The organism is Micromonospora rifamycinica (genome assembly GCF_900090265.1).
Classification (GTDB): domain Bacteria; phylum Actinomycetota; class Actinomycetes; order Mycobacteriales; family Micromonosporaceae; genus Micromonospora; species Micromonospora rifamycinica.
On record NZ_LT607752.1, the window covers coordinates 5,000,722 to 5,022,790 of the forward strand.

A 22,069-nucleotide genomic window follows, 5' to 3' on the forward strand; every position below is an offset into this window, starting at 1 on the left:
GGGGGGCGCCCGCCGGGGAGCACCCGGCACACTTGTCCCCGTGCGGATCACCTCGGCCCTCGTCGACCCGGCGCTGCTCGACCTTCCCTGGTCGACCCCGCTGGAGCAGTGGCCTGCCCGGCACCTGGTGGCGTTGCCGCAGGGCATCTCCCGGCACATCGTCCGGTTCGTCCGCCTGGGCGACTACGTGTACGCGGTCAAGGAGACCGGGGAGCGGGTCGCCGAACGCGAGTACGACCTGCTGCGGGCACTGGAACGGATCGACTTCCCGTCGGTGGAGGCGATCGCGATCGTGGCCGACCGGCAGGCCGACGACGGCACCCCGCTGGACCCGGTGCTGATCACCCGGCACCTCCAGTTCTCGCTGCCCTACCGGGCGCTGTTCTCCCGGACGCTGCGCCCGGAGACGATGGGCCGGCTGCTCGACGCCCTCGCCGTGCTGCTGGTCCGGATGCACCTGACCGGTTTCTTCTGGGGCGACTGCTCGCTGTCCAACACCCTGTTCCGGCGGGACGCCGGGGCGTTCGCCGCCTACCTGGTCGACGCCGAGACCGGTGCGCTGCACCGTTCGCTGTCCAACGGGCAGCGCGGCGAGGACCTGGAGATCGCCCGGGTCAACATCTTCGGCGAGGCGCTGGACCTCCAGGCGGCCGGGCTGCTGCACGAGTCGATCGACCCGGAGGTGGTCTGCGAGGAGGTCGTGCAGCGCTACGAACGGCTCTGGCACGAGATCACCTACGAGCAGCAGGTCGAGCGGGAGGCCCGGCACGACATCGAGGGCCGGATCCGCCGCCTCAACGAGCTGGGCTTCGACGTGGCCGAGGTGGCCCTGTCGACGGTCGACGACGGGCGGTACCTGGTGCGCCCGAAGGTCGTCGACGCCGGGTACCACACCCGGCGGCTGATCCGGCTCACCGGCCTGGACGCCGAGGAGAACCAGGCCCGCCGGCTCCTCAACGACCTGGACGCCTACCGGGTGGAGAGCGACCTGACCGACGAGCAGCAGGCGGCCCACCGCTGGCTGACCGAGGTCTTCGAGCCGGTCGTCCGGGCGGTCCCCGCCCACCTGCGGCACAAGCTGGAGCCGCAGGAGATCTTCGCGCAGATCATCGAGCACAAGTGGCTGCTCTCCGAGCGGGCCCGCCGGGACGTGGGGATGGGGCCGGCGGTGCAGTCCTACCTGTCCGAGGTGCTGGTGCACCGCCCCGACGAGCAGGCCGTCCTGGGCGTCGAGGTCCCGACCGGCTGATCTGCCCGCCCGCTGCGTCGAACGGGGTCAGTCGAGCCAGCTGCCGGCACGCATGACCCGGACCACGGTCAGCTCGTCGTCGAGCACCACCAGGTCGGCGCGCCGGCCGCTCTGGAGCGCGCCGACCCGGTCGCCGAGGCCGATGGCGCGGGCCGGGGTGGTGGCGACCATCCGTACCGCGTCGGTGATCGGGACGCCGGCGGTGACGGCGTGCCGCAGCGCCGCGTCCATGGTGAGGGTGCTGCCGGCGATCGCCCCGTTGCCGGCCAGCCGGGCCACCCCGTCGGCCACGGCGACCGGCTGGCCGCCCAGCTCGTAGTCGCCGTCGGGCATGCCGGCTGCGGCCATCGCGTCGGTGACCAGCGCGACCCGTTCCGGGCCGGCCACGGCGGTGACGAAGGTGAGCATCCCGTCGTGCAGGTGCACCCCGTCGGCGACCAGCTCACAGACCACGTTCGGGGCCTCCAGCAGGGCCACCACCGGGCCGGGCTCGCGGTGGTGCAGCGGGCGCATCCCGTTGAACAGGTGGGTGCCGACGCTCGCCCCCGCCGAGACGGCGGCCCGGGTCTGCTCCCAGGTGGCGTCGGTGTGGCCGACGGCGGCGACCACCCCGTGCGAGGTGAGCAGCTTGATGGCGTCCAGCGCGCCGGGACGCTCGGGGGCCAGGGTGACCATGCGTACCGTCCCGTCGCCGTCGGCGATGAGCCGGCCCAGCTCGTCGGTGGACGGGTCGCGGAGGAACTCCGGGTTCTGCGCCCCGCACCGGGCCGCCGACAGGTACGGCCCCTCGAAGTGGACGCCGGCCAGCACGCCCTCGCGGACCAGCGGCGCGAACGCGGCGGTGGCCGTCCGCATCAGCTCGAACGGGGAGCTGACCAGGCTGGCCAGCAGGGTGGTGGTGCCGTGGCGCAGGTGGAACGCGGCGGCCTCGCGGGCGGCGGCGGCGTCGCCGGTGGTGAAGGTGTGGCCGCCCCCGCCGTGGGTGTGCATGTCCACGAAGCCCGGCACGATCCAGTGCCCGTCGCGCTTGGCCGGGTACTCGGCGACGGCGGTGATCCGCTCGCCGTCCAGCTCCACGCACCCCTGCCGGATCACGCCGGTCGGGGTCACCACCTTGCCGGTCACCCGCTGGGTCATCGTCTCTCCAGACTGTCGAGGGCGAGCAGGGCCGCGCCGAGGCAACCGGCCTCGTCGCCCAGGGCCGCCGCGACCAGGCGCGGCTCCCGATGGAAGGTCATCCGTTCGTGCAGGGCGGCCCGGAGCGGGCCGAGCAGTTGCTCGCCGGCCCGGGCCAGGCCGCCGCCGATCACCATGGTGTCCACGTCGTAGAGGGCCTGCCCGGTGGCGAGCCCGTCGGCGAGCGCCTCGACGCTCTCCCGCCACACCCGGCCGGCCAGCTCCTCGCCGGCCGCCGCCCGCCCGGCCACGTCGGCCGCGCTCACCGCGCTGCGGGCCGGCGCGGTGTCGGCGGGGGCCGCCCCGGGACCGGTTCCGGCCGCCCCGGGTCGGGGGCCGTCGGCGAGTGCGGCGTAGCGGCGGGCGACGGCCGAGGCGGACGCGAGCGCCTCCAGGCAGCCGGTCCGGCCGCAGCCGCAGCGCGGCCCGTCGGGGCGTACCAGGATGTGGCCGATCTCGCCAGCCGCACCGTGCGCCCCCACGGCGGCCGACCCGGCGACCACGTGGGCGGCGGCGATGCCGGTGCCGATCGCGACGAAGAGCACGTGCCGGGCGTCCCGGCCGGCGCCGAGCCGGGCCTCGGCGATCCCGCCCACCCGCACGTCGTGGCCGAGCACCGCCGGCAGTCCGAGCCGCGTCGCCACCAGGTCCCGCAGCGGTACGTCCCGGAAGCCGACGTTCGCCGACCAGACCGCCACCCCGGCGGCCTCGTCGACCACCCCGGGCACGGCGACGCCACACGCCACCGGGGTCGCCCCGGCGGCACGCGCCCGGTCGGCCAGCCCTCCGGCGACCGCCAGGACGGTCGCCACCACGGCGTCCGGGCCGCGCCCGGCGTCGGTCGGGTGGCGTTCGGCGTGCGCCGTGCTGCCGTCCGGGCGGACCAGGGCGCACTTCATCCCGGTGCCGCCGACGTCCAGCGCGACGACGAGACGTTGGTCGTCGTCCGGCCCGTCGGTCACGCCAGCACCACGGAACGGGTCAGGTGCCGGGGCGCGTCCGGGTCGAGGCCGCGGCTGGTCGCCAGGGCCACCGCGAAGCGCTGGGCCAGGATCAGGTCGGCCATCGGGTCGACCGGGGTGCGGCCGGCCGCCCAGCTGCCCAGCACGGTGTGGCAGCCGTGGTGGCGGCTGTGCACGAACGCCGCCCCGGTGGCCGCCACGTCCTCCGGCAGTCCGTCGGGCAGCTCCCCGAACGCCCAGACCAGCCGGCCGGGTGCGGCGATCGAGATGGGACCGTGCCGGTAGTCCATCGCCGGGTACGCCTCGGCCCAGAAGGTGGCCGCCTCGCGGCACTTCAGCGCGGCCTCCTGGGCCAGCCCGACCGTCCAGCCCCGACCGAGGAAGGTGGCCTGGTCGACGCGGGCCGGGTCGAGCGGCAGCGGAGCCCGGACGGCCACCTCGGCGTCGGCGGCCAGCGCCTCGACGTTGTCGCCGAGGTGGCCGCGGAGCAGCGCCAGGGCGGTGGTGGCGAACCGGGTCTGCACCACCGAACGCTCGTCGGCGAAGGGCATCGGCACGGCCGTGCCGGCCAGCGCGACGGCGGGCGAGCCGGGGTCGCCGACGAGGACGGTGGTGGGTGTCCGACCGCGGTGCGCGGCGAGCAGGTCGAGAACCTCGGTGGTGGTGCCCGAGCGGGTGACCGCGATCAGCCGGTCGTAGCGGCGGTCGGCGGGGAACTCGCTGGCCTGGAAGGCGTCGGTCTCGCCGTGACCGGCCCGCTCGCGTAGCCCGGCGTACGCCATGGCCATGAACCACGACGTGCCGCAGCCGACGACGGCGACCCGCTCGCCGGGCCGGGGGAGGCCGCTGGCGACGGTGCCGGCGAGCCGGGCCGCCTCCCGCCAGCAGTCGGGTTGGCTGGCGATCTCCGCGTCGACGTACGCCATGGGGAACTCCTCGCACAGGGGAGGGAGGTGCGCAATACGGCTCATTACCACCGTCTTTCGCGCGTTATTCTGCGCGAAACGGGGTGGGTGTGGCAACCTGCCCCCGGATCGCGCAGAGCAGGGTTTTGCGCACCATCAGTTTCGCGCACTACTGTGCACGCCATCAATCACCGTTCGGGCAGAGTCATCGGAGGCCCCTCGTGGACCGGTACGCCAGGTGGAACGCTCTGCTCGAGATGCTCACCGGCAGTGGCCGGGTCAGCGTCGAGGAGGCCGCCGACCGGCTGGACGTCTCCCAGGCCACCATCCGCCGCGACTTCGACCAGCTCGCCCAGCAGCAGATGATCACCCGGACCCGGGGCGGCGCGGTCGCCAACGGTGTCTCCTACGACCTGCCGCTGCGCTACAAGACGGCCAAGCACTCGGCCGAGAAGCAGCGGATCGGCGCGGCCGCCGCCGCGCTCGTCTCCCCGGGCACCGTGGTCGGCCTCAACGGCGGCACCACCAGCACCGAGGTGGCCCGGGCCCTCGCCGTCCGGCCGGATCTGAACACCAACGCCGAGGGCGCCCAGCTCACCGTGGTCACCAACGCCCTGAACATCGCCAACGAACTGCTGGTCCGCTCCCGGATGAAGGTGGTGGTCGCCGGGGGTGTGGTGCGGCCGAAGTCGTTCGAGCTGGTCGGGCCGCTCGGTGGGGCGCTGCTGCGTGAGGTCACCCTGGACGTCGCCCTGTTGGGCGTGGACGCGCTCGATCCCCAGCTGGGTGCCGCCGCCCACCACGAGGGGGAGGCGGCGATGAACAACCTGATGGTGGCCCGGGCCAAGCGGGTGGTGATCATCGCGGACTCGTCGAAGCTCGGCGGCCACGCGTTCGCCCGGATCTGCCCGGTGGAGCGGGTGGAGACCCTGGTGACCGACTCCGGGGCGGCCCCGGAGCTGGTCGCTGCGTTCCGTGCCGCCGGAGTGGCCGTCATCTGCGCCTGAGTGACCCCTCGGTGCACCGTCGGTAGTAATCGAGCGCCGATGCATACCGGGTATTGCCACCCGGGGCATACCGAGTATGGTGACCGCTGTCATCAGCCACCATCGGGGGAGGCGCAGCTTGTCGGCTGTCCTGGAGATCGAAGGTCTACGTAAGACGTACAAGAGCCGCAGGCGTGGTGTCCGCAACGCGCTGGACGGCTTCGACATGCGGGTGGAGGCCGGTCAGGTGCACGGCTTCCTCGGCCCCAACGGGTCGGGCAAGACCACCACGCTACGCACCCTGCTCGGGCTGATCCGGCCGGACGGCGGGCGGATGGCGATCCTCGGCCACGAGGTGCCCGCCGCGCTGCCCACCGTCGCCGGCCAGGTCGGCGCGATCGTGGAGAGCCCGCAGTTCTTCCCGCACTTCTCCGCCCGGGACACCCTGTCCCTGCTGGCCGGGGCCGGCGACGTCCCCGCCGTCCGGGTCGACGAGGTGCTCGAACTGGTCGGGCTGCGGGACCGGGCCGGCGAGCGGGTCAAGACGTACTCGCTCGGCATGAAGCAGCGGCTCGCCGTCGCGTCCGCCCTGCTCAAGAACCCGAAGCTGCTGATCCTGGACGAGCCGGCCAACGGCCTCGACCCGGGCGGCATCCGGGAGATGCGTACCCTGATGCGTACCCTCGCCGAATCCGGGATGACGGTGGTGCTCTCCAGCCACATCCTCGGCGAGATCCAGCTCATCTGCGACGAGGTCACCATCATCTCGCTGGGCCGTCGGGTCGCCGCCGGCCCGGTGGAGCAGGTGCTCGCCCAGCACTCGCACGGCGGGGTACGGGTGCGGCTGGACGCCGCCGAGGACCTCGCCGCCGCGGCCGACCTGCTCGGCCGGGCCGGGGTCGCGGTCACCCGGCACCCCGACCACCTGATGCTGGCCGGCGTCGACAAGCCGGCCACGGTCAGCCGGCTCCTCGCCGAACAGCACCTGTACGTCAGCGAGCTGGCCCCGGTCTCGGTGGACCTGGAGAGCGTCTTCCTGGAGATCACCGCCACCGCGCCGGTCCCCGGCCAGCACCGCCAGGTCGACGAGTCCACGAAGGTCGGCGAGCCGGGCCACACCGGCGGCACCACGGGAGGGTGGGGCGCATGAGCCTGTACGTCACCGAACTGCGTCGGCTGGCCAAGCGTCGGCTCACCCGGGTCATGCTGGTCCTGCTGGTACTGGGCCTGGCCGGCATCGTCACCGCCTTCGGCTTCTCCAGCCACAAGCTCTCCCCGGCCGTGATCGCCGAGGCCCAGGCCGAGTCGGACGCGAACTTCCGGCAGGCCGTCCGGGACTGGGAGCGTTCGATCGCCGACTGCGAAGCGGCCAAGGCCCGTGGCGAGCAGACCGAGGACCGGTACGGCCCGAACTGCGGCCGGGACTGGCAGCCCACCCCGGACATGTTCGACCCGAAGTGGAACCTGCCCTACCAGTTCGACTTCCGGGCCGAGTTCGAGATTTTCATCGCCGTCTTCGCCGGGGCGGTGGCGCTCTTCGCCTTCCTGATCGGCGCCTCCTTCGTGGGTGCCGAGTGGAGCAGTGGCGGAATGATGAACCTGCTGCTGTGGCGGCCGAAACGGCTCGCCGTGCTCGGCACCAAACTGGCCGCCGTGTCGACCATGCTGACCGTGGTGACCGTGGTGCTCGGCGCACTGTGGACGCTGGCCTTCTGGCTGATCGGCACCTACCGGGGGACCACCGCGAAGGTCACCTCCGGGGTCTGGCAGTCCACCGGGATCAGCGGCCTGCGGGCGCTGGCGCTGATCCTCGCCGTCGGCGGGGTGGCCTTCGCGCTGGCCTCCCTGGGCCGGCACACCTCAATGGCGCTCGGCGTCGCCGTCGGCCTCGGGGTGATCAGCGAGATCGGCATCCGGATCGCCACGAGCATCGCCGGGGTCCGGTTCGGGGACCGTTGGGTGCTCTCCACCTACGCGCTGGCCTGGTTCCAGAAGCAGTGGACGCTGATCGACTACCGCTCCTGCGAGTTCGTCCAGGGCGAGTGCACGCCGAAGGAGATGCTGGTGACCTGGCAGGACTCGGCGTTGGTCTTCGGCCTCGGCACCGCGGTGGTGGTGGCTGCCGCGTTCTGGTTGATGCGTCGGCGCGACATCACCTGAGCCGGGCCACCCGGCACCGGATGCGGCGGGTCCGGCTCGACCGACGGTCGAGCCGGACCCGCCGTGCGTCGTCAGTGCCGGCCGACAGCCGTCGGGCGGAAGCGTCGCCCACCCTGGTTAAGCTGGGTTTCCCCGGCCGGCCCGCCCGGTCGTCCACCCTGCCGAGGAGCGCCATGCCGCCCGCCGACGCCATGCCGCCCGCCGACGCCATGCCGCCGGTCAACGCCGAGCCGCCCGCCAAGCCCGTGGCGTCCGCCAAGCCCGTGGCGTCCGCCAAGCCCGTGGCGTCCGCCAAGCCCGTGGCGTCCGCCGACGCCGAACTGTCCGCCGACGGCATGGCCCGGTCCGGGGCATCGCCGGAGCCGGTCGACGCGCCGCAGCAGGCGCCGTCGGTGCCGTCGCCCCGAGCGGCTCCGGACGACGAGCGGACCGGTGCGCGGGCGGCTCCGGCCGGTGCCGACGAGCTGACCGAACGGGAACAGCGGATCCTCGCCTTCGAACAGCAGTGGTGGCGGCACGCCGGGGCCAAGGAACAAGCCATCCGGGACACCTTCGGGCTCTCGGCGACCCGTTACTACCAGCTGCTCAACGGTCTACTGGATCGCCCCGCCGCGCTGGTCGCCGAGCCGCTGCTGATCGGCCGGCTTCGCCGCCTGCGCGCCTCCCGGACCCGCAACCGACGTCGCTGAGCCTTCCGCCCGAGCCCGCCGCCGGCACCATGGGTGAATCCGGGCCGACCGGCCGAGACGTCCGGCCGGACCGGCAGTCGCCGCCCAAAGGGGTGGACGGCCGTCCGTGCGGGCGGCAGACTGCGGCACGTGGCAGGCGCGGTACGGCTGGAGCCGGTGGACGAGGCGAACCTGGAGTCGTTGCTCTCCGTAGCGGCGGCCGAGGCTGAGCCGAGTGACGTCATGCCCCCGGTCGAGGCCCCCGCCGGCTGGTCGCACGCCCGCCGGGAGGCGTTTCGGAACTTCCACCGGGCCAGCTTCGACGGCCTGGACGGCCCGAGCCGCACGCTGATGTTCGCTGTGTGTGTCGGTGGCGAGGTGGTCGGCATGATCAGGATGACCCGCTGCGCCGCCCCCGGCGTGGTGGAGACGGGCATGTGGCTCGGCCGGTCGGCCCGGGGGCAGGGGCTCGGTGCCGCAGCCCTGCGGGAACTGCTGAACACCGCCGCCGCAGCCGGTATGCACTCCGTCGTCGCGGAGACCACCCCCGACAACGTGGGTGCTGTCTCGGTGCTGCGCAACTGTGGCGCGAAACTACGCGAAGAGGGCGGAAAGGTGCACGCGGAGATCTCTCTCGACGCGACCCCACCCGCCGTCGGCTGATCCGCCGCCCGCTCCGGAGCGATCGTCGCCACCCGGCCTCGCCGGGGCGATGACACGCGTCAGCGCAGTGGCACGCGTCAGCGCAGTGGCACGCGTCAGCGCAGTGGCACGCGTCAGCGCAGTGGGCAGAGCGGCATGCCGCTACGGCATACGGCGGCGCCATGCGGCGAGGACATCCGACGCGGCGGGCGCGGCGACGGCACCCCCAGCCGGGCAGGCGGGACCGGTAGCCGGGCAGATGATAGCGGCAGCCGCTGCAAAGGCAGACGGCAGCGGCAGCCGCGGCGACGGCCTCCGGATGAGGCGGCGTGTCGCGGACACTTGTGCTTCCCGCGACGAGTGCTATGCCCAGCAGTCATATTTATGCCTCTCAGGCATAACGCTCGCTGCCTGACTACTGGTGTGCGCCGACACGCCCGGACGGCACCCGAGCACCCGGCACCGGCACCCGAGCACCCGGCGCCCGAGCACCCGTCGACCCGCAGCCACCCGCCGTCCCGTCGGGCGGCCCGCGGTCAGCCCGCGTGTTTGTCGGCGTACGCGGCGAGCCAGGCGACCTGCGTGGGGTCCAGGGACGGGCGGACGCGACGGCGGGCGGTGGCGACGTGGGCGGCGGTGACCGTGGCGGCCGACAGGGACTCCCGCATCGCGGCCAGCGCCGCCTCCCGCACCAGCGCCGCGCAGTCCGCCGCCGAGAAGCCGCTCAGCTCCTCGCCGAGGGCCGGCAGGTCCACGTCCCCGGCGAGCGGTACGGCACGGGACGCGGCGCGCAGGATCTCCGTGCGGGCCGGGCCGTCCGGCGGCGGCACGTACACCAGCCGTTCCAGCCGGCCGGGGCGCAGCAGCGCCGGGTCGACCAGGTCCGGGCGGTTGGTCGCGCCGATCACCACCACGTTGCGCAGCGCCTCGACCCCGTCCAACTCGGTCAGCAGCGCGGCCACCACCCGGTCGGTGGTGCCGCCGTCGGTGGCCTGGCCGCGCACCGGGGCCAGCGCGTCCATCTCGTCGAGGAACACCAGCGTCGGCGCGGCCTCGCGGGCGCGGCGGAACAGCTCCCGGACCGCCCGTTCGCTCTCGCCGACCCACTTGGAGAGCAGTTCGGCACCCTTCACCGACAGCACGTTCGCCCGCCCGGTTCCGGCCAGGGCGGTCACCAGGTAGGTCTTGCCGCACCCCGGCGGCCCGTACAGCAGCACCCCCCGGGGCGGCTGCACCCCGAGCCGGGCGAAGGTGTCCGGGTAGGTCAGCGGCCAGAGCACCGACTCGGTGAGGGTCTGCTTCACCTCGCCGAGACCACCCACGTCGTCGAGGGTGACCGTGGCCAACTCCAGGGTGGAGGCCGCCATCGTGGTCGGCCGGACCACCTCCAGCGCCGCCGAGAAGTCGGCCATCGCCACGGTGGGCTGCTCGGCCGTCTTCTGCCGCAGCGCCGCCCGTACCCCGGCCTCCCGGACCAGCGCGGCCAGGTCGGCGGCGACGAACCCGGGCGTACGACCGGCCACCTCGTCCAGCCGGACGTCCGGGGCCAGCGGCACCTGCCGGGTCAGCACGGTCAACTGCTCACGGCGCAGCGCCGGATCGGGCAGCGGCACCGTGATCCGTAACGACAGCAGGTCGGGCGCGCGTAGCCCCGGGTCGACCGACTCCGGGCGCGAGGTGGTGCACACCACCGCCGTACCCGATCGGACGGCCCCGGCGACCACCTGCCGGAACACGGTGGCCAGCGGCCCGGCGTCCTCGGCCGGGGCCAGCGCCTCCACGTCGGTGACCAGCAGCACCCCCGGCCCGCCGTCGGCCAGCCCGGCGGCGGCCTCGCGGAGCCGGCGGGCCGCCGCGTCGTTGGTCAGCGCGGCGAGCTCCGGCGCCCACAGCGGACGTACCCGGGCACCGACCGCCTTGGCCACCGCCCGCACCAGTGCCGACTTGCCCGAGCCGGCCGGGCCGCTGAGCAGCACGCCGAGCGAGACCGTGGTGCCCAGCCGGCCCAGCACCTCCCGATGGTGGAAGCCCAGGTCCAACAGCTCGGTCAGCTCCTCGGCCTGGCCGCGCAACCCGGGCAGCTCGTCCACGTGCGGTACGTCGTCGTCCGCGGGTTCGTCGTCCGCTCCGGCAGCCGGCGGGCCACCGGCCACCGGCCCCGGACCCGTCGAGGCCCCCGCCGTCGAGGCGTCGGTGGTCCGGTCGCCGGACCGGGGACCGTCGGCCCCTGTGGTCGTCCCCCGGTGCGGCCGGGACGGGCCGGAGGAGCCGTGGGTGACCTGGCCGTGTTCCCAGCCGACCACGGTGTCCATGGTCACCAGGGCACCGGTCGCCGGTTCGGCGGCGACCACGGTGAGCAGGCTGCTCGTCCAGGCGTACCCGACGCTGTTGGCGAGGCTGCGTCGGGCGGCCTCGACCAGACCGCGTACCGACGCGTCGGGGAGGACGTCCTGGGGCAGCAGCGAGACGTCGTCGCCCTCGGTGACCATCTTGCCCAGCAGCGCGAGCCGGAGCATCTCCGGGGACACCGCGGCGAGCACCGGCACCGGGCCGCTCAGGGTCACCCGTCGGGCCGGGGTCAGCGGGACCGGGCCGACCGTCACCTGACCACCGTCACGGACCCCGAGATTACCCAGGGTGAGGTCATCGGCGTAGAGCAGCGCGGCGCTGGCGGTCGGCTCGGCGGGCGCGACGATCCCGGCGGTGACCCGTCGACCGGCCAGCCGCACCGGGTCACCGGGGCGCAGCGCCAGGGCGGTCAGCACCTCCGGGTGCAGCCGGACGATGCCGCGTCGGGCGTCCAGAGCGGCCGGGCGCAGGCTGGCGGTCAGGGTGAGGTCCGGTGCGGGCATCGCCCGACAGTAGCCGCCCGGTGCCGCCGGCACCCCTCAGCCGTTGTTGTCGAGCAGCGTCGGGTCGCGTCGGATCAGCTCGGCCAGCCGGGCCGCCGGGTCGACGCCGGGCATCTCCCGGGCCGGCGTCCATACCGGTGGCGTCCTGCCCGCCGGAGGCCAGCCGGGCGGCGGTGCGGCCGGAGGATCGGGGGCGGCCCGTACCTCGGCCCCGGCCCGCTCGTCGGCGGCGTCCGCACGCTCGACGCGTAGCGGGTACGTCCGCCCGGCGTACTCCACCCGCAACCCCACCGACAGGCCCGGCCATCCGGCGACCACCCGGCGGACCGCCTCGGCCACGGCCTCCACCGGGTCGACGTCGGCCGGTACGGCCACCGCCCCCGGCTGCCCGGCTGCCGGGCCGGTGGCCTCGAAGGCCACGGTCGGCGTGCCGTCGTCGACCTCCGCGCCCTGGTCGACCGACCGGCGGCGACGGGCCTCCTCACGGCGTGCCAGCCGGGCCAGTGTCTCGTCCAGACCACCTCTCATGACGTCCCCCTCTCCGAATGGAACGGTCCCGGGCGCCGATTCGTTCAGACGCCCTTCTCCCGCACCGCCCGGTCCAACGCCCGGTCCAGGACGACCAGCAGGGCGTCCCGCACCGACAGCCGGTCCCGGGCGTCGAACTGCACCAACGGCACGTGGTCGCCGATCGCCAGCGCCCACCGGATCGCCCCCAGCTCGTGGGTGAGCCGGCCGTCGAAAGCGTTCACCCCGACCACGAAGGGCAGGCCGGCCCGCTCGAAGAAGTCGATCGCCGGGTAGCAGTCGTCCAGCCGGGAGCTGTCCACCACCACCAGCGCGCCGAGCGCCCCCCGGGCGAGGTCGTCCCACATGAAACCGAAGCGGTGCTGACCGGGCGTGCCGAACAGGTACAGCTTCAGGCTCCGGTCGATGGTGACGCAGCCGAAGTCCATCGCCACCGTGGTGGTGGTCTTGGCGCTGCCCAGCCCGGGATCGTCCACCCCGATGCCGGCGCTGGTCATCTCGGCCTCGGTGGTCAGCGGGGCGATCTCGGAGATTGCCCCGACCGTGGTCGTCTTGCCCACCCCGAAACCACCGGCGATGAGAAGTTTGACCGGGATGGGTGGGGCGGCGCCCGCACCGGTCCGGGTGGTGGGGACCGGTGCGGTGGCCGCCGGGACCGCCGGCGGCCGGTACGGCGGTGGCGGTGGCGGGTGCTGAGCCGGGGTCGGAGGGCCGCCCACCGGCTGGCCGTAACGGGTGGAGGCACTGTTCGCGGCGAGCCCGCCGAGCGGGGCGACCGGCCATTCAGGAGATCGCACGGAGTCCATCAATCACTCGCAGGATGAGGTCGGGGTCAAATGCGTCGTCGACGGCGCCGACGTGCACGTCGAGGTGGCCGGCGGCCCGCAGGTCACCGACCAGCACCCGGGTCACGCCGAGTTGCAGCCGCATCCGGGCGGAGATCTCCGCGACCGAGATGGGTTCGCCGCACAGCGCGACGATCGCCTGCAACTCGGGCGCGAGCAGGGCCACGACGGCGGCCCGGCCCGGCTCGGACCGGGCGGTGACCTGGGTCTCCAGGCCGATCGCCGGGTCCGCGCCGGCCACCCGTCCGGCCGTCAGCACGAACGGGCGGGGGCTGCTGGTCGGCCGGTCGGCCTCCGGCTCGGGAGCGGGTGTCGCCGCCCCGCCCCCCGGCGGGGTCCGCAGGTAGGGGCGGACCCGGACCGACGGTTCGGGCTCCGATTCCTCGCCGGCGGCGTCCCGGGTCATTGCTGAACGGCGTTCTTCAGCTCGGCGATCAGTCTCGGTGTCAGCGCGCCGCCGGCCCGCCCGGCGAAGAGCGTCATCTCGTACGCGACGGTGCCCAGGTTGGCCGACCGGTCGGCGATCACGCCGAGGACCGAGCCGCTGCTGATGGCGGTGATCAGCAGGTAGCCGTCGGCCATGTCGACGATCACCCGGTTGAGCCCGCCGAGGGCGTACCAGCTCGCCGCGCCGCCGGCCAGGCTGGTCATGCCGGAGACGACGGCGGCGAGGCGTTCCGCGTTGGACCGGTCCTTGATCGACGACATGGCCATCAGCAGCCCGTCGGAGGAGACCGCGATGGCCTCCAGGACGCCGGCCGTGCTGGAGGTGAACGAGTCCAACAGCCAGTTGAAGGTGCGCGCCTCCGGGCTGAGATCACCGGCCGGGTGGTTCTGGTAGTCGACGTTCTCGTGTACGTGCGGGCTGGTCACCGTGTCGTTCCTTCTTCAGTGCGGCGGTCGGTGCGGACTTCGCGCAGAGCACGGGCGACGCCCGTCTCGAACGCGTTGATGAGATCGCGGACCTCGCCCGGATCTCCCGGGTGCTGGCTGGGTGGTTGCCGGGGCGGCGAGACGGTCAGGTTGGCACCCGGGATCCGCCGGGTCAGTCGGGGCGTCGCCGGTTCGGCGGGGTGGTCGGCGGCCGGTACGGCCTGTTCGGCCCGTTGTACCCCGGACTGGAACTGCTCGACGAGGGCACGGGCGGCGGCCGGGTCGGCGTGGGTGGCGTCCACCGGACCGACGACCGGGGCGGTGCGGGGCAGGCTCGCGCCGGGTACCCGCTGCCGGATACCGGTCAGCGGGGCCGGGGGAGCGGCCGGGGCGGTGCTGGCCGGCGGGGCAGCCCGGCCGGCCGGGACGGTGTCGGCCGGCAGGGCGGCCGTCCGGCTCGGGTCCGCGTCGACCGGGGCCACCGTGGCGGTTCCCCGGACCGGCAGGACGGGTGCGTCGGCCGGCTGCCCGGCGGGCCGGACCGGAAGACCGTCCGGACCGGCCGGCAGGGTCGGCTCCGGCGCGGCGGGCACGGTGCCGAAGGCGTCCCAGGGGCCGGTGGCCGCCATGCTCCGGGTCGCCTTGCCGACCAGCGTCGGGTCGAACCCGGGCAACGCCGCGGGATCGACCAGCGGCCGGGCCGGGCCGGCGTCGACCGTGACCGGTGTCCGACCGGTCCGCAGGGGGCTGTCGGGTTCGCCCGTCCCGACCGGGATGCCGACTCCGGGCCGGTCCCGCGACGGCAGCGCGGCGGGAGCGGTGGTCCCGGCCCGGTCCCGCGACGGGAGTACGGCGGGGGCGGTGGTCCCGGGCCGGTCGCGCGACGGCAGCGCGGCGCGGGCGACGGGTTCGCCGTGCCGGCCGCTCGTGGCCTGGACCAGGGCGGAGCCGGGGATCGTCAGGGTGGCGGTCACCCCGCCGCCGGGGGTCGCCGCGAGCTCCACCGTCCAGCCGTGCCGGCGGGCCAGCCGGCCGACCACGAAGAGCCCGAGCACCTCGGACGGGGCCAGGTCCAGCCGCTCCCGGCGGGTGAACCGGGCGTTCTCTTCGGCCAGCCGCTGCGCGCTCATGCCGATGCCCTGGTCGATCACGGCCAGCCGCGCGCCGTCGTCGGTCGGTTCGCCGGCCACGACGACCCGGGTGTGCGGCGGGGAGAAGATGGTGGCGTTCTCCATCAGCTCGGCCAGGGCCAGCACCAGGTCGCCGATGATCGCCGGTGCGGCGACCACCTGGGGTGGGACCTGCACGTCCACCCGGGTGTAGTCCTCGATCTCCCCGAGTGCCAGCCGGACCACGTCGGCCACCGGGACCGGTGCCACGTGCGCGTCGTCGCCCGTCGCGCCGGAGAGCACCACCAGGCTGCCCGCGTTGCGGCGCAACCGGCTGGAGATGTGGTCGAGCCGGTACAGGTGCTCCAGCCGGCCCGGTTCGGTCTCCTGCTGCTCCAGCCGGTCGATCAGGGCGATCTGCCGGCCGACCAGGTTCTGGGTACGCCGGCCCACGTGGCCGAACATCTGGGCCACGTTGCGCCGGCTCGCCACCTGCCGTTCCACCAGCCGGGCAGCGGTGTTCTGCACCCGTTCGAAGGCGCGGGCCAGGTCGCCGATCTCGTCCCGGGCGCCCACGTCGACGGGGTCGAGGCGTACCGGTGAGCTGGTTTCCGACTCGTCGTCGGCGACCCGGACCAACTCGGACTCGGCGACCCGGGCGACCCGGTCGGCGGAGCGGGTGAGCCGGGTGAGCGGCCGGGCCACCGCGCGACCGACGGCCATGGTGAGCAGGATGACCGCGATCAGGATCGTCACGATCAGCAACGTCACCCAGTACGCACCGGCGAGCGCCACCTGCCGGTCGGCGCGCACCTCGGCGGTGACGTCGGCGGCCAGCTTCTTCTCCACGAACTGACCCAGGGTGATCATCGAGGAGACGGTGGGGAAGAGGGTCGCCACGTCCAGCGAGCCGATCGCCGTGGCCGGGTCCAGGGCGCTCTGGTTGATGAAGTCCGGGCCGGTGCGGTTGGCCACCGCGACTTCCTCAAGGGTGAGCAGGTCGAGCTGCTCGGGGGTGACCAGAGCCTGGAGCCGGGCGCTCTCCTCGGAGAGGACGGCGAAGTTGGCCACGTAGGCGGTGACGGTCTGGGCGTTGGGCCGGGCGGCGACCAGCACGATCAGGGTGGCGCCGGCGCTGAGGCTCTCGCCGGTGCGCAGCAGACCGTCCAGGGCCAGCACCTGCCGCCCGGTGGGGGTGCGGGTGTCCGCGTTGAGCCGTAGTCGGAGCGAGTCGATCAGGGTGGTGTTCACCGGCCCGTACCCGGCCATGATCTGGTCCGGACCGGTCTGCCCGGCCACCGCGGCGGTGCGGAGGGCGGCCAGTTGCCGTACCCCGTCGAGGGCGGTGTCGACCTCCGCCGGCAGGTCGTCCCCGGCCTCGGCGCGCAGGTCGGCGATCCGGTCGTCCACCTCGGCGATCTTCTGCACCAGGTCGGTGCGCCCGACCTGGCCGAGCAGCAGACCGATGGCGAGCAGGCGTTCCTGCTGGAGGTGTTGGAGGATCGTGCCGACCCGGCTGGCGATCCGCACCCGGTCGGCGAGGTCGCCGGCCCGCTGGGCCACGGTCGCCCGGTCCCAGACCACCGGCACCGTGAGCCCGGTCATGCAGAGCAGCGGGACCAGGACCAGCAGGGCGAGCTTGCCCCGGATCCGCAGCCTACCGAGCAGCATCGAAGGGCCTCCACCGCTCGGGTCCGGCGCTCTGCCCCGCCGGCTGGAGCACCGGGACCGACCCGTCCGGTCGGCGGTCGGGCCGGGCCGGCGGCTCCCACGGGACAGCCTCGGTCGCCTCGGCCGGCCCGCCCGGGGCGGTGCGCCGACCCCCCGGGGTGTCACTCCGGCGGGACAGCCAGCCGCTGGCGGCGAACGCGACCAGGAGCAGCCCGGCCAGCCCGCCGGCACCGAGGATCAGCAGGCCGTCGCGGTCGAGCTGGTCGAGCCGCTGCCGGAGCACCCGGTCCAGCTCGTCGAGGATGACCGGCTGGAGTTCCCGGACCGCACTCTGGGCCTGGGTGCGGGCACCGGCGAGCTTGGTCAGGTCCAGCTCCTGGGTGCGGCCGGTGGGCCGGGACAGCGCGGCCAGCGCCTCGACCGCCCGCTGGTAGTTGTCCAGCGGGGTGAGCACCTCCGCGCCGATCGCGGCGCTCTCCGAGGTGTCGACCACCGTCTGGAGGTCGTCGACCAGGTCGCCTGCGGGTTGCAGGGCGGCGAACCGGAGGGCGGCCAGCTCCCCCACGGTGCGGGCCTGCTCGGCGGCGGGTCGCCGCTGGGCCAGGACGGCCAGGTCGACCAGCCGTCCGGTGGCGACCATCGCCTCGGGCATCTCCTCGCCGACGCCGTCCTGGAGGAAGTACGAGTCGGAACCCGGGTCGCGGATCAGGCCGGAGGTCTCCCGTACCTTGCCGTGCAGCGCGAGCAGCAGGTCGGTGACCTCGCCGTACGCCGTGAAGGCCGCCTCCGGGTCGGTGAGCGACCGGCTGGGCAGGCCCTCCAGTTTGGCCCGGAGCCCGGCCCACCGTTCGGTGCTGCGCAGCTCGCCGCCGATCCGGCTGTCGACCGTCGCGGCCTGCTCCACCGCCCGGTCCAGGGCGTCCCGGGAGACCGGGCGGCCGGCGACGGCGGCGCTCTGCGCGTCCATCAACGCCTCGGTGACCGGGCCGAGGGCGCGCAGGTACTCGACGCCGAGGCGTTCCCGTGCGGCCAGCTCGCGGTCGGCGTCCACCAGCCGGTGGCCCCGTACGACGAGGAACGCCACCGGCAGCAGCAGCGCGGTGGCGAGTAGCAGCGGCAACAGGCGGCCCGGTGTCCTGGGCCGTCGACGGACCCGCGAGGCGGGAACGGTCATGGTTGTCTCCTCCGGCGGCGGCGCAGGGGTTCGGGGATGGCGGGAAACTTCGGTCCCGTGCGTCGGACCGGAACCTAATCGAAGGTCGATGCCTGGCCGGAGCTCTGCACCCGTCAGTTTTGCGTCACTTCGAGTGATGTGACGCGACATCGACCTGCTCGCCACGCTGCGTACTGTTGTCGCGGTGACATGCTCGTTTCCATAGCGGTATCGCGCCTTTGGTGTGAATTCACGAATTCCGAATTCGGTCTAGGTGAACGCCGGGTGACCCTGTGCGGTTTGCCCTGTCGGGCCGACGATCGGCTGAGCGGGACGGACGTACGGCGGATCTCAGCCAACGCTCAGCTTGCGGGCCGTACCGTGAGCCGAATGACATCGCCGTTGTCGGTCGCGCGGATCCGTCGCGCCCTGCCCACCGGCCGCCGGGCGGTCGCCGCGTCGGTGGCCGTCGTCCTGGTGGCGGCGCTCGTCGGGTGGGCGGTGTGGCCGGACCGGCCGGGCTTCCGCACCGAGTCCACCATGCTGACCGTGCGCTCCGGGCCGACCGGCGACGAGCCCGTCGACCTGGACACCACCCTCTACCTGCCGCGGGACGCCTCGACCGACCGGAAGGTCCCGGCCGTGCTGCTTGCCCACGGCTTCGGTGGCACCAAGGACTCGGTCCGGGCCGACGCCGAGGACCTGGTGGGACAGGGCTACGCGGTGCTGACCTGGACGGCCCGGGGCTTCGGCCGCAGCGGCGGCCAGATCCACCTGGACAGCCCCGACCACGAGGTGCGCGACGCGCAACGGCTGCTGGACTGGCTGGCCGCCCGCCCCGAGGTGCGTACCGATGCCGCCGGTGACCCCCGGGTCGGGGTGGTCGGCGGCTCGTACGGCGGCGGCCTGGCACTGCTGCTGGCCGCGCAGGACCCCCGGGTCGACGCGATCGTCCCCATGATCACCTGGAACGACCTGTCCCGGGCCTTCCTGCCGGAGAGCACCGGCAAACCGGCCACCGAGGGCGTGTTCAAGAAGGGCTGGGCCGGCATCTTCTTCGGCGGCGGCGGCAACGCCGGTTCCGGACCGGCCGGCCTCTCCGGCGACACCGCCGCCGCCCAGCCGGAGGGTGCCCCCGCGTCGGCCGGTGCACCCAGCCCGCAGCCGGGCAACGGGCCGGGCAGCCGGTCGTCGCGTGCCCCGGGGGCCGCCGCCGACCCGTCCTGCGGCCGGTTCGCCGCCGACGTCTGCGCCGCGTACCTGCGGATCGCCACCACCGGTCGGGCCGACCAGGCGGCGGTGGACCTGCTGCGGCGCTCCTCCCCGGCCGACGTGCTGGGCCGGATCAAGGCCCCCGCCCTGCTGGTGCAGGGCGAGGCGGACACCCTCTTCCCGCTCACCGAGGCGGACGCCAACGCGCGCGGCATCGCCGCCGCCGGCACCCCGGTGCGGGTGGCCTGGTTCACCGGCGGCCACGACGGCGGCTCCGGGCCGACCAGCGACTCCGACCGGGTGAAGTACCTGACCGTGCAGTGGCTGGACCACTACGTCAAGGGCACCGGCGCGGCCCCCGGCGACGACTTCACGTTCTCCCGGATCGCCGGCTTCGACGCCCTCGACCGGGGCCTGGTCGCCACCGGTTACCGCACCGGCGACTACCCCGGGGTGACCGGGGACGCCCGGCGGGAGGTGCCGGTCGACGGGCCGGCGCAGCCGGTGGCCAACCCGCCCAACGGCAACCCGGCGGCGATCTCGGCGATCCCGTTCGCCGGGTCGCTCGGCTCCCTGCTCGACGGGGTGGCCGGTGACGTGCCCGGCCAGCACGCCCGGTTCGAGTCCGCGCCGCTGGCCGAGGCGGTGGACGTGGTGGGCGCACCCACCGTCACCGTCCGGGCCGCGTCGGCGACCGGCGAGGCGGTGCTCTTCGCCAAGCTCTACGACGTCGACCCGGCCGGCGCGGCGACGCTGCCCTCCGGGTTGGTCGCCCCGATCCGGTTGACCGGGCTGCCGGCCACCATCGACGCGGCGCGGCCGGTGCAGGTCACCCTGCCGGCGATCGTCCGGCGGGTTGAGGCCGGGCACCGGCTGCGGGTGGTGCTGGCCACCGCCGACCAGGCGTACACCACACCGGCCGCGCCGGCCGTCCACACGGTGGCGGTCGACGGCGCGGTGAGCCTGCCGACGGTCACCGCCACGCCGATCCCGACCACCGCCACCGTGTGGCGCTGGGGGCTGGCCGGCCTGCTGGCCGCGATCGTGGTCGGGCTCGCCGTGGTCGTCGCCGTGGTCCGCCGCCGGCAGCGTCGCCAGGACGACTCCGTCCACCCCGAGTACGCGGGCATCCCGCTGGCCGTCCGCGACCTGCGCAAGGAGTACGCGGACGGGTTCGTCGCGGTGTCCCGGGTGGACTTCGAGGTGCACCCCGGCCAGGTGATGGGGCTGCTCGGCCCGAACGGCGCCGGCAAGACCACCACCCTGCGGGTGCTGATGGGGCTGACCCAGCCGACCGCCGGGGAGATCTACGTCTTCGGGCACCGCCTGGTACCCGGCTCACCGGTGCTGTCGCGGATCGGCGCGCTGGTGGAGGGGCCCGGTTTCCTGCCGCACCTGTCCGGCCTGGAGAACCTGAAGGCGTACTGGCGGGCCACCGGACGGCCGTGGGTCGACGCGCACTTCGACGAGGCGTTGGAGATCGCCGGCCTGGGTGACTCGGTGCACCGGCGGACCAGGAAGTACAGCCACGGCATGCGGCAGCGGCTGGCCATCGCGCAGGCCATGCTGGGTTTGCCGGAGCTGCTGGTGCTCGACGAGCCGACCGACGGGCTGGACCCACCGCAGATCGCCGAGATGCGCCGGGTGCTCCAGCGCTACGCCACCGACGGCCGGGCGGTGCTGGTCTCCAGCCACCTGCTGGCCGAGGTGGAGCAGACCTGCACGCACGCGGTGGTGGTGAACAAGGGCCGGATCGTCGCCGCCGGCCCGGTCGAGGAGATCGTCGGCGAGTCGCCGAGCACCCTGTTCGAGGTGACCGACCATGCCGCCGCGCGGGCGGTGCTGAGCCGGCTCGACACGGTGCAGGTGGTGGCCGACGACGACGGTGGCGGGTTGGTGGTGGACACCAACGGGACGGCCCGCAGCGAGGTGGTGGCCGAGCTGGTCCGGGCCGGGATCGGGGTGGACCGGGTGGTGCCACGGCGTCGCCTGGAGGACGCGTTCCTCGCCCTGGTGGGCGAGAACTCTCGGGGAAGCGGTGACCGGTGATGACGGGTTCTGCGGCGGCTTCGGCGTCGGGCGCTGGCCCGAACGGCGGTGCGGTTCCGTCCGGTGCGGCGTCGGGCGGCGCGGCCCCGGACGGGAGCGCGACGAGGGCGTTCGGGCCGGGTGGGGCGGCGGCCGGGTACCGGCCGGGGGCGACCCTGCCGTTCGGGGCGGAGTTCCGCCGGCAGGCGTCGCGGCGGCGTACCCAGTTGGCGCTCGGGTTCATGGTGCTGCTGCCGCTGATCATCCTGGTGGCGTTCCAGTTCGATTCCGGGGACGACGACGGCGGTGGGCGTGGCGAGTTCTCCAGCCTCGCCGACCTGGCCACCTCGGGCGGGCTCAACTTCACCCTCTTCTCGATCCTGGTGTCGGCGTCGTTCCTGCTGGTCGTGGTGGTGGCGCTGTTCTGCGGTGACACGGTGGCCAGCGAGGCGAGCTGGGGCAGCCTGCGCTACCTGCTGGCGGTGCCGGTGCCCCGGGCGCGGCTGCTGACGGTGAAGCTGCTGGTGGCGCTGGCGTACTCGGGGCTGGCCCTGCTGCTGCTCGCCGGCACGGCCCTGCTCGCCGGCACCCTGCGCTATGGCTGGTCGCCGCTGACCAGCCAGGTCGCCGCCGAGCTGACCCCGACCGAGGGGCTGCTGCGGCTGCTGGCGGTGCTGGGCTACCTGGCGGTGGTGCTGCTGGTGGTGGCCGGGCTGGCGTTCCTGCTCTCGGTGCTCACGGATGCCGCGCTGGGCGCGGTCGGCGGCGCGGTGCTGCTGTGGATCCTGTCCAGCATCCTGGACCAGATCACCGCGCTGGGGGTGCTGCGCGACTTCCTGCCGACCCATTACAGCAGCGCCTGGCTGGGCCTGCTCTCCACCCCGATGCAGACCGACGACGTGGTGCGGGGTGCGATCTCGGCGATCAGCTACGCCACCCTGTTCTGGGGCCTGGCCTTCTGGCGCTTCACCCGCAAGGACGTCACCAGCTGACCCGCTGGCCGCCCTGCTCGCAGGCCCGCACCCGCAAGATCGTGCTGTATCCACGATG

The 22,069-nt window shown here is 74.3% G+C and carries 18 protein-coding genes; 8 read left to right on the forward strand and 10 right to left on the reverse strand.

Annotation, left to right across the window (positions count from 1 at the left end; all coding sequences use genetic code 11):
- Window positions 1-40 precede the first annotated feature (40 nt).
- Window positions 41-1,249: a DUF4032 domain-containing protein gene (locus GA0070623_RS20845; RefSeq protein WP_067304856.1), complete on the forward strand. Its 1,209-nt coding sequence runs from the start codon at window positions 41-43 to the stop codon at window positions 1,247-1,249.
- Between the two features lie 27 nt (window positions 1,250-1,276).
- Here GA0070623_RS20845 and nagA read toward each other — a convergent pair whose 3' ends face one another.
- Genes nagA through GA0070623_RS20860 form a run of 3 tightly spaced genes read right to left on the reverse strand, consistent with a single transcriptional unit; the run spans window position 1,277 to window position 4,313 of the window.
- A complete protein-coding gene (nagA, locus tag GA0070623_RS20850) occupies window positions 1,277-2,386 on the reverse strand; it encodes an N-acetylglucosamine-6-phosphate deacetylase (protein WP_067304859.1) in 1,110 nt (369 codons plus the stop codon).
- Entirely contained in the window at window positions 2,383-3,324 is a 942-nt protein-coding gene (locus GA0070623_RS20855) for an ROK family protein (RefSeq protein WP_067304887.1), read from the reverse strand. Before GA0070623_RS20855 ends, nagA begins: the two co-directional genes overlap by 4 nt.
- 59 nt (window positions 3,325-3,383) lie before the next feature.
- Window positions 3,384-4,313 carry an SIS domain-containing protein gene (locus tag GA0070623_RS20860; RefSeq protein ID WP_067304861.1) on the reverse strand — a complete coding sequence of 310 codons (930 nt, stop codon included), beginning with the start codon at window positions 4,311-4,313 and terminating at the stop codon, window positions 3,384-3,386.
- A 200-nt stretch (window positions 4,314-4,513) separates the two neighbouring features.
- On the opposite strand from GA0070623_RS20860, the gene GA0070623_RS20865 reads away from it, so the two are divergent.
- The 5 genes from GA0070623_RS20865 (at window position 4,514) to GA0070623_RS20885 (ending at window position 8,769) form a co-directional block, all read left to right on the forward strand.
- Complete coding sequence (locus GA0070623_RS20865) at window positions 4,514-5,299, forward strand: DeoR/GlpR family DNA-binding transcription regulator (RefSeq protein ID WP_067304864.1); 786 nt, start codon at window positions 4,514-4,516, stop codon at window positions 5,297-5,299.
- A gap of 205 nt (window positions 5,300-5,504) precedes the next feature.
- Window positions 5,505-6,428 carry an ATP-binding cassette domain-containing protein gene (locus GA0070623_RS20870; protein ID WP_172898534.1) on the forward strand — a complete coding sequence of 308 codons (924 nt, stop codon included), beginning with the start codon at window positions 5,505-5,507 and terminating at the stop codon, window positions 6,426-6,428.
- The gene (locus GA0070623_RS20875; RefSeq protein WP_067304870.1) at window positions 6,425-7,438 is read left to right on the forward strand and encodes an ABC transporter permease subunit; all 1,014 of its coding nucleotides are present in this window, start codon (window positions 6,425-6,427) and stop codon (window positions 7,436-7,438) included. The genes GA0070623_RS20870 and GA0070623_RS20875 overlap by 4 nt, the downstream gene beginning before the upstream one ends.
- Window positions 7,439-7,611: 173 nt before the next feature.
- A complete protein-coding gene (locus GA0070623_RS20880; protein ID WP_231932502.1) occupies window positions 7,612-8,127 on the forward strand; it encodes a DUF3263 domain-containing protein in 516 nt (171 codons plus the stop codon).
- 129 nt (window positions 8,128-8,256) lie between these two features.
- On the forward strand, window positions 8,257-8,769 hold the full coding sequence (locus tag GA0070623_RS20885; RefSeq protein ID WP_067315933.1) for a GNAT family N-acetyltransferase: 513 nt from the start codon (window positions 8,257-8,259) through the stop codon (window positions 8,767-8,769).
- Window positions 8,770-9,284: 515 nt separating this feature from the next.
- On the opposite strand, the gene GA0070623_RS20890 is transcribed toward GA0070623_RS20885, so the two are convergent.
- From GA0070623_RS20890 to GA0070623_RS20920, 7 genes are read right to left on the reverse strand one after another with little or no spacing between them, the layout of a single operon-like run.
- Complete coding sequence (locus GA0070623_RS20890) at window positions 9,285-11,600, reverse strand: AAA family ATPase (RefSeq protein WP_067305317.1); 2,316 nt, start codon at window positions 11,598-11,600, stop codon at window positions 9,285-9,287.
- Window positions 11,601-11,636: 36 nt separating this feature from the next.
- On the reverse strand, window positions 11,637-12,128 hold the full coding sequence (locus GA0070623_RS20895; protein WP_067305314.1) for a hypothetical protein: 492 nt from the start codon (window positions 12,126-12,128) through the stop codon (window positions 11,637-11,639).
- A gap of 44 nt (window positions 12,129-12,172) precedes the next feature.
- Window positions 12,173-12,934 carry a GTP-binding protein gene (locus GA0070623_RS20900; RefSeq protein ID WP_172898436.1) on the reverse strand — a complete coding sequence of 254 codons (762 nt, stop codon included), beginning with the start codon at window positions 12,932-12,934 and terminating at the stop codon, window positions 12,173-12,175.
- Window positions 12,912-13,379: a DUF742 domain-containing protein gene (locus GA0070623_RS20905; protein WP_067305311.1), complete on the reverse strand. Its 468-nt coding sequence runs from the start codon at window positions 13,377-13,379 to the stop codon at window positions 12,912-12,914. Before GA0070623_RS20905 ends, GA0070623_RS20900 begins: the two co-directional genes overlap by 23 nt.
- Window positions 13,376-13,846: a roadblock/LC7 domain-containing protein gene (locus tag GA0070623_RS20910; RefSeq protein ID WP_067305308.1), complete on the reverse strand. Its 471-nt coding sequence runs from the start codon at window positions 13,844-13,846 to the stop codon at window positions 13,376-13,378. Before GA0070623_RS20910 ends, GA0070623_RS20905 begins: the two co-directional genes overlap by 4 nt.
- Entirely contained in the window at window positions 13,843-16,626 is a 2,784-nt protein-coding gene (locus GA0070623_RS20915; RefSeq protein ID WP_067305306.1) for a nitrate- and nitrite sensing domain-containing protein, read from the reverse strand. Before GA0070623_RS20915 ends, GA0070623_RS20910 begins: the two co-directional genes overlap by 4 nt.
- Window positions 16,613-17,800 (reverse strand): hypothetical protein, encoded by a 1,188-nt coding sequence (locus GA0070623_RS20920; RefSeq protein ID WP_067305303.1) that lies wholly within the window; start codon window positions 17,798-17,800, stop codon window positions 16,613-16,615. Before GA0070623_RS20920 ends, GA0070623_RS20915 begins: the two co-directional genes overlap by 14 nt.
- Window positions 17,801-18,169: 369 nt before the next feature.
- On the opposite strand from GA0070623_RS20920, the gene GA0070623_RS20925 reads away from it, so the two are divergent.
- A complete protein-coding gene (locus tag GA0070623_RS20925; protein WP_067305301.1) occupies window positions 18,170-21,040 on the forward strand; it encodes an alpha/beta fold hydrolase in 2,871 nt (956 codons plus the stop codon).
- Window positions 21,040-22,011: an ABC transporter permease gene (locus GA0070623_RS20930; protein WP_067305298.1), complete on the forward strand. Its 972-nt coding sequence runs from the start codon at window positions 21,040-21,042 to the stop codon at window positions 22,009-22,011. The genes GA0070623_RS20925 and GA0070623_RS20930 overlap by 1 nt, the downstream gene beginning before the upstream one ends.
- Window positions 22,012-22,069 lie beyond the last annotated feature (58 nt).

What these genes read in the sequence shown, in the direction of transcription:
- nagA (WP_067304859.1), bottom strand. Translation starts at nt 2,386, where the DNA reads ATGACCCAGCGGGTGACCGGCAAGGTGGTGACCCCGACCGGCGTGATC.
- GA0070623_RS20855 (WP_067304887.1), bottom strand. Translation starts at nt 3,324, where the DNA reads ATGAAGTGCGCCCTGGTCCGCCCGGACGGCAGCACGGCGCACGCCGAA.
- GA0070623_RS20860 (WP_067304861.1), bottom strand. Translation starts at nt 4,313, where the DNA reads ATGGCGTACGTCGACGCGGAGATCGCCAGCCAACCCGACTGCTGGCGG.
- GA0070623_RS20870 (WP_172898534.1), top strand. Translation starts at nt 5,505, where the DNA reads ATGCGGGTGGAGGCCGGTCAGGTGCACGGCTTCCTCGGCCCCAACGGG.
- GA0070623_RS20875 (WP_067304870.1), top strand. Translation starts at nt 6,425, where the DNA reads ATGAGCCTGTACGTCACCGAACTGCGTCGGCTGGCCAAGCGTCGGCTC.
- GA0070623_RS20880 (WP_231932502.1), top strand. Translation starts at nt 7,612, where the DNA reads ATGCCGCCCGCCGACGCCATGCCGCCCGCCGACGCCATGCCGCCGGTC.
- GA0070623_RS20890 (WP_067305317.1), bottom strand. Translation starts at nt 11,600, where the DNA reads ATGCCCGCACCGGACCTCACCCTGACCGCCAGCCTGCGCCCGGCCGCT.
- GA0070623_RS20895 (WP_067305314.1), bottom strand. Translation starts at nt 12,128, where the DNA reads ATGAGAGGTGGTCTGGACGAGACACTGGCCCGGCTGGCACGCCGTGAG.
- GA0070623_RS20900 (WP_172898436.1), bottom strand. Translation starts at nt 12,934, where the DNA reads ATGGACTCCGTGCGATCTCCTGAATGGCCGGTCGCCCCGCTCGGCGGG.
- GA0070623_RS20905 (WP_067305311.1), bottom strand. Translation starts at nt 13,379, where the DNA reads ATGACCCGGGACGCCGCCGGCGAGGAATCGGAGCCCGAACCGTCGGTC.
- GA0070623_RS20915 (WP_067305306.1), bottom strand. Translation starts at nt 16,626, where the DNA reads ATGCTGCTCGGTAGGCTGCGGATCCGGGGCAAGCTCGCCCTGCTGGTC.
- GA0070623_RS20920 (WP_067305303.1), bottom strand. Translation starts at nt 17,800, where the DNA reads ATGACCGTTCCCGCCTCGCGGGTCCGTCGACGGCCCAGGACACCGGGC.
- GA0070623_RS20925 (WP_067305301.1), top strand. Translation starts at nt 18,170, where the DNA reads ATGACATCGCCGTTGTCGGTCGCGCGGATCCGTCGCGCCCTGCCCACC.
- GA0070623_RS20930 (WP_067305298.1), top strand. Translation starts at nt 21,040, where the DNA reads ATGACGGGTTCTGCGGCGGCTTCGGCGTCGGGCGCTGGCCCGAACGGC.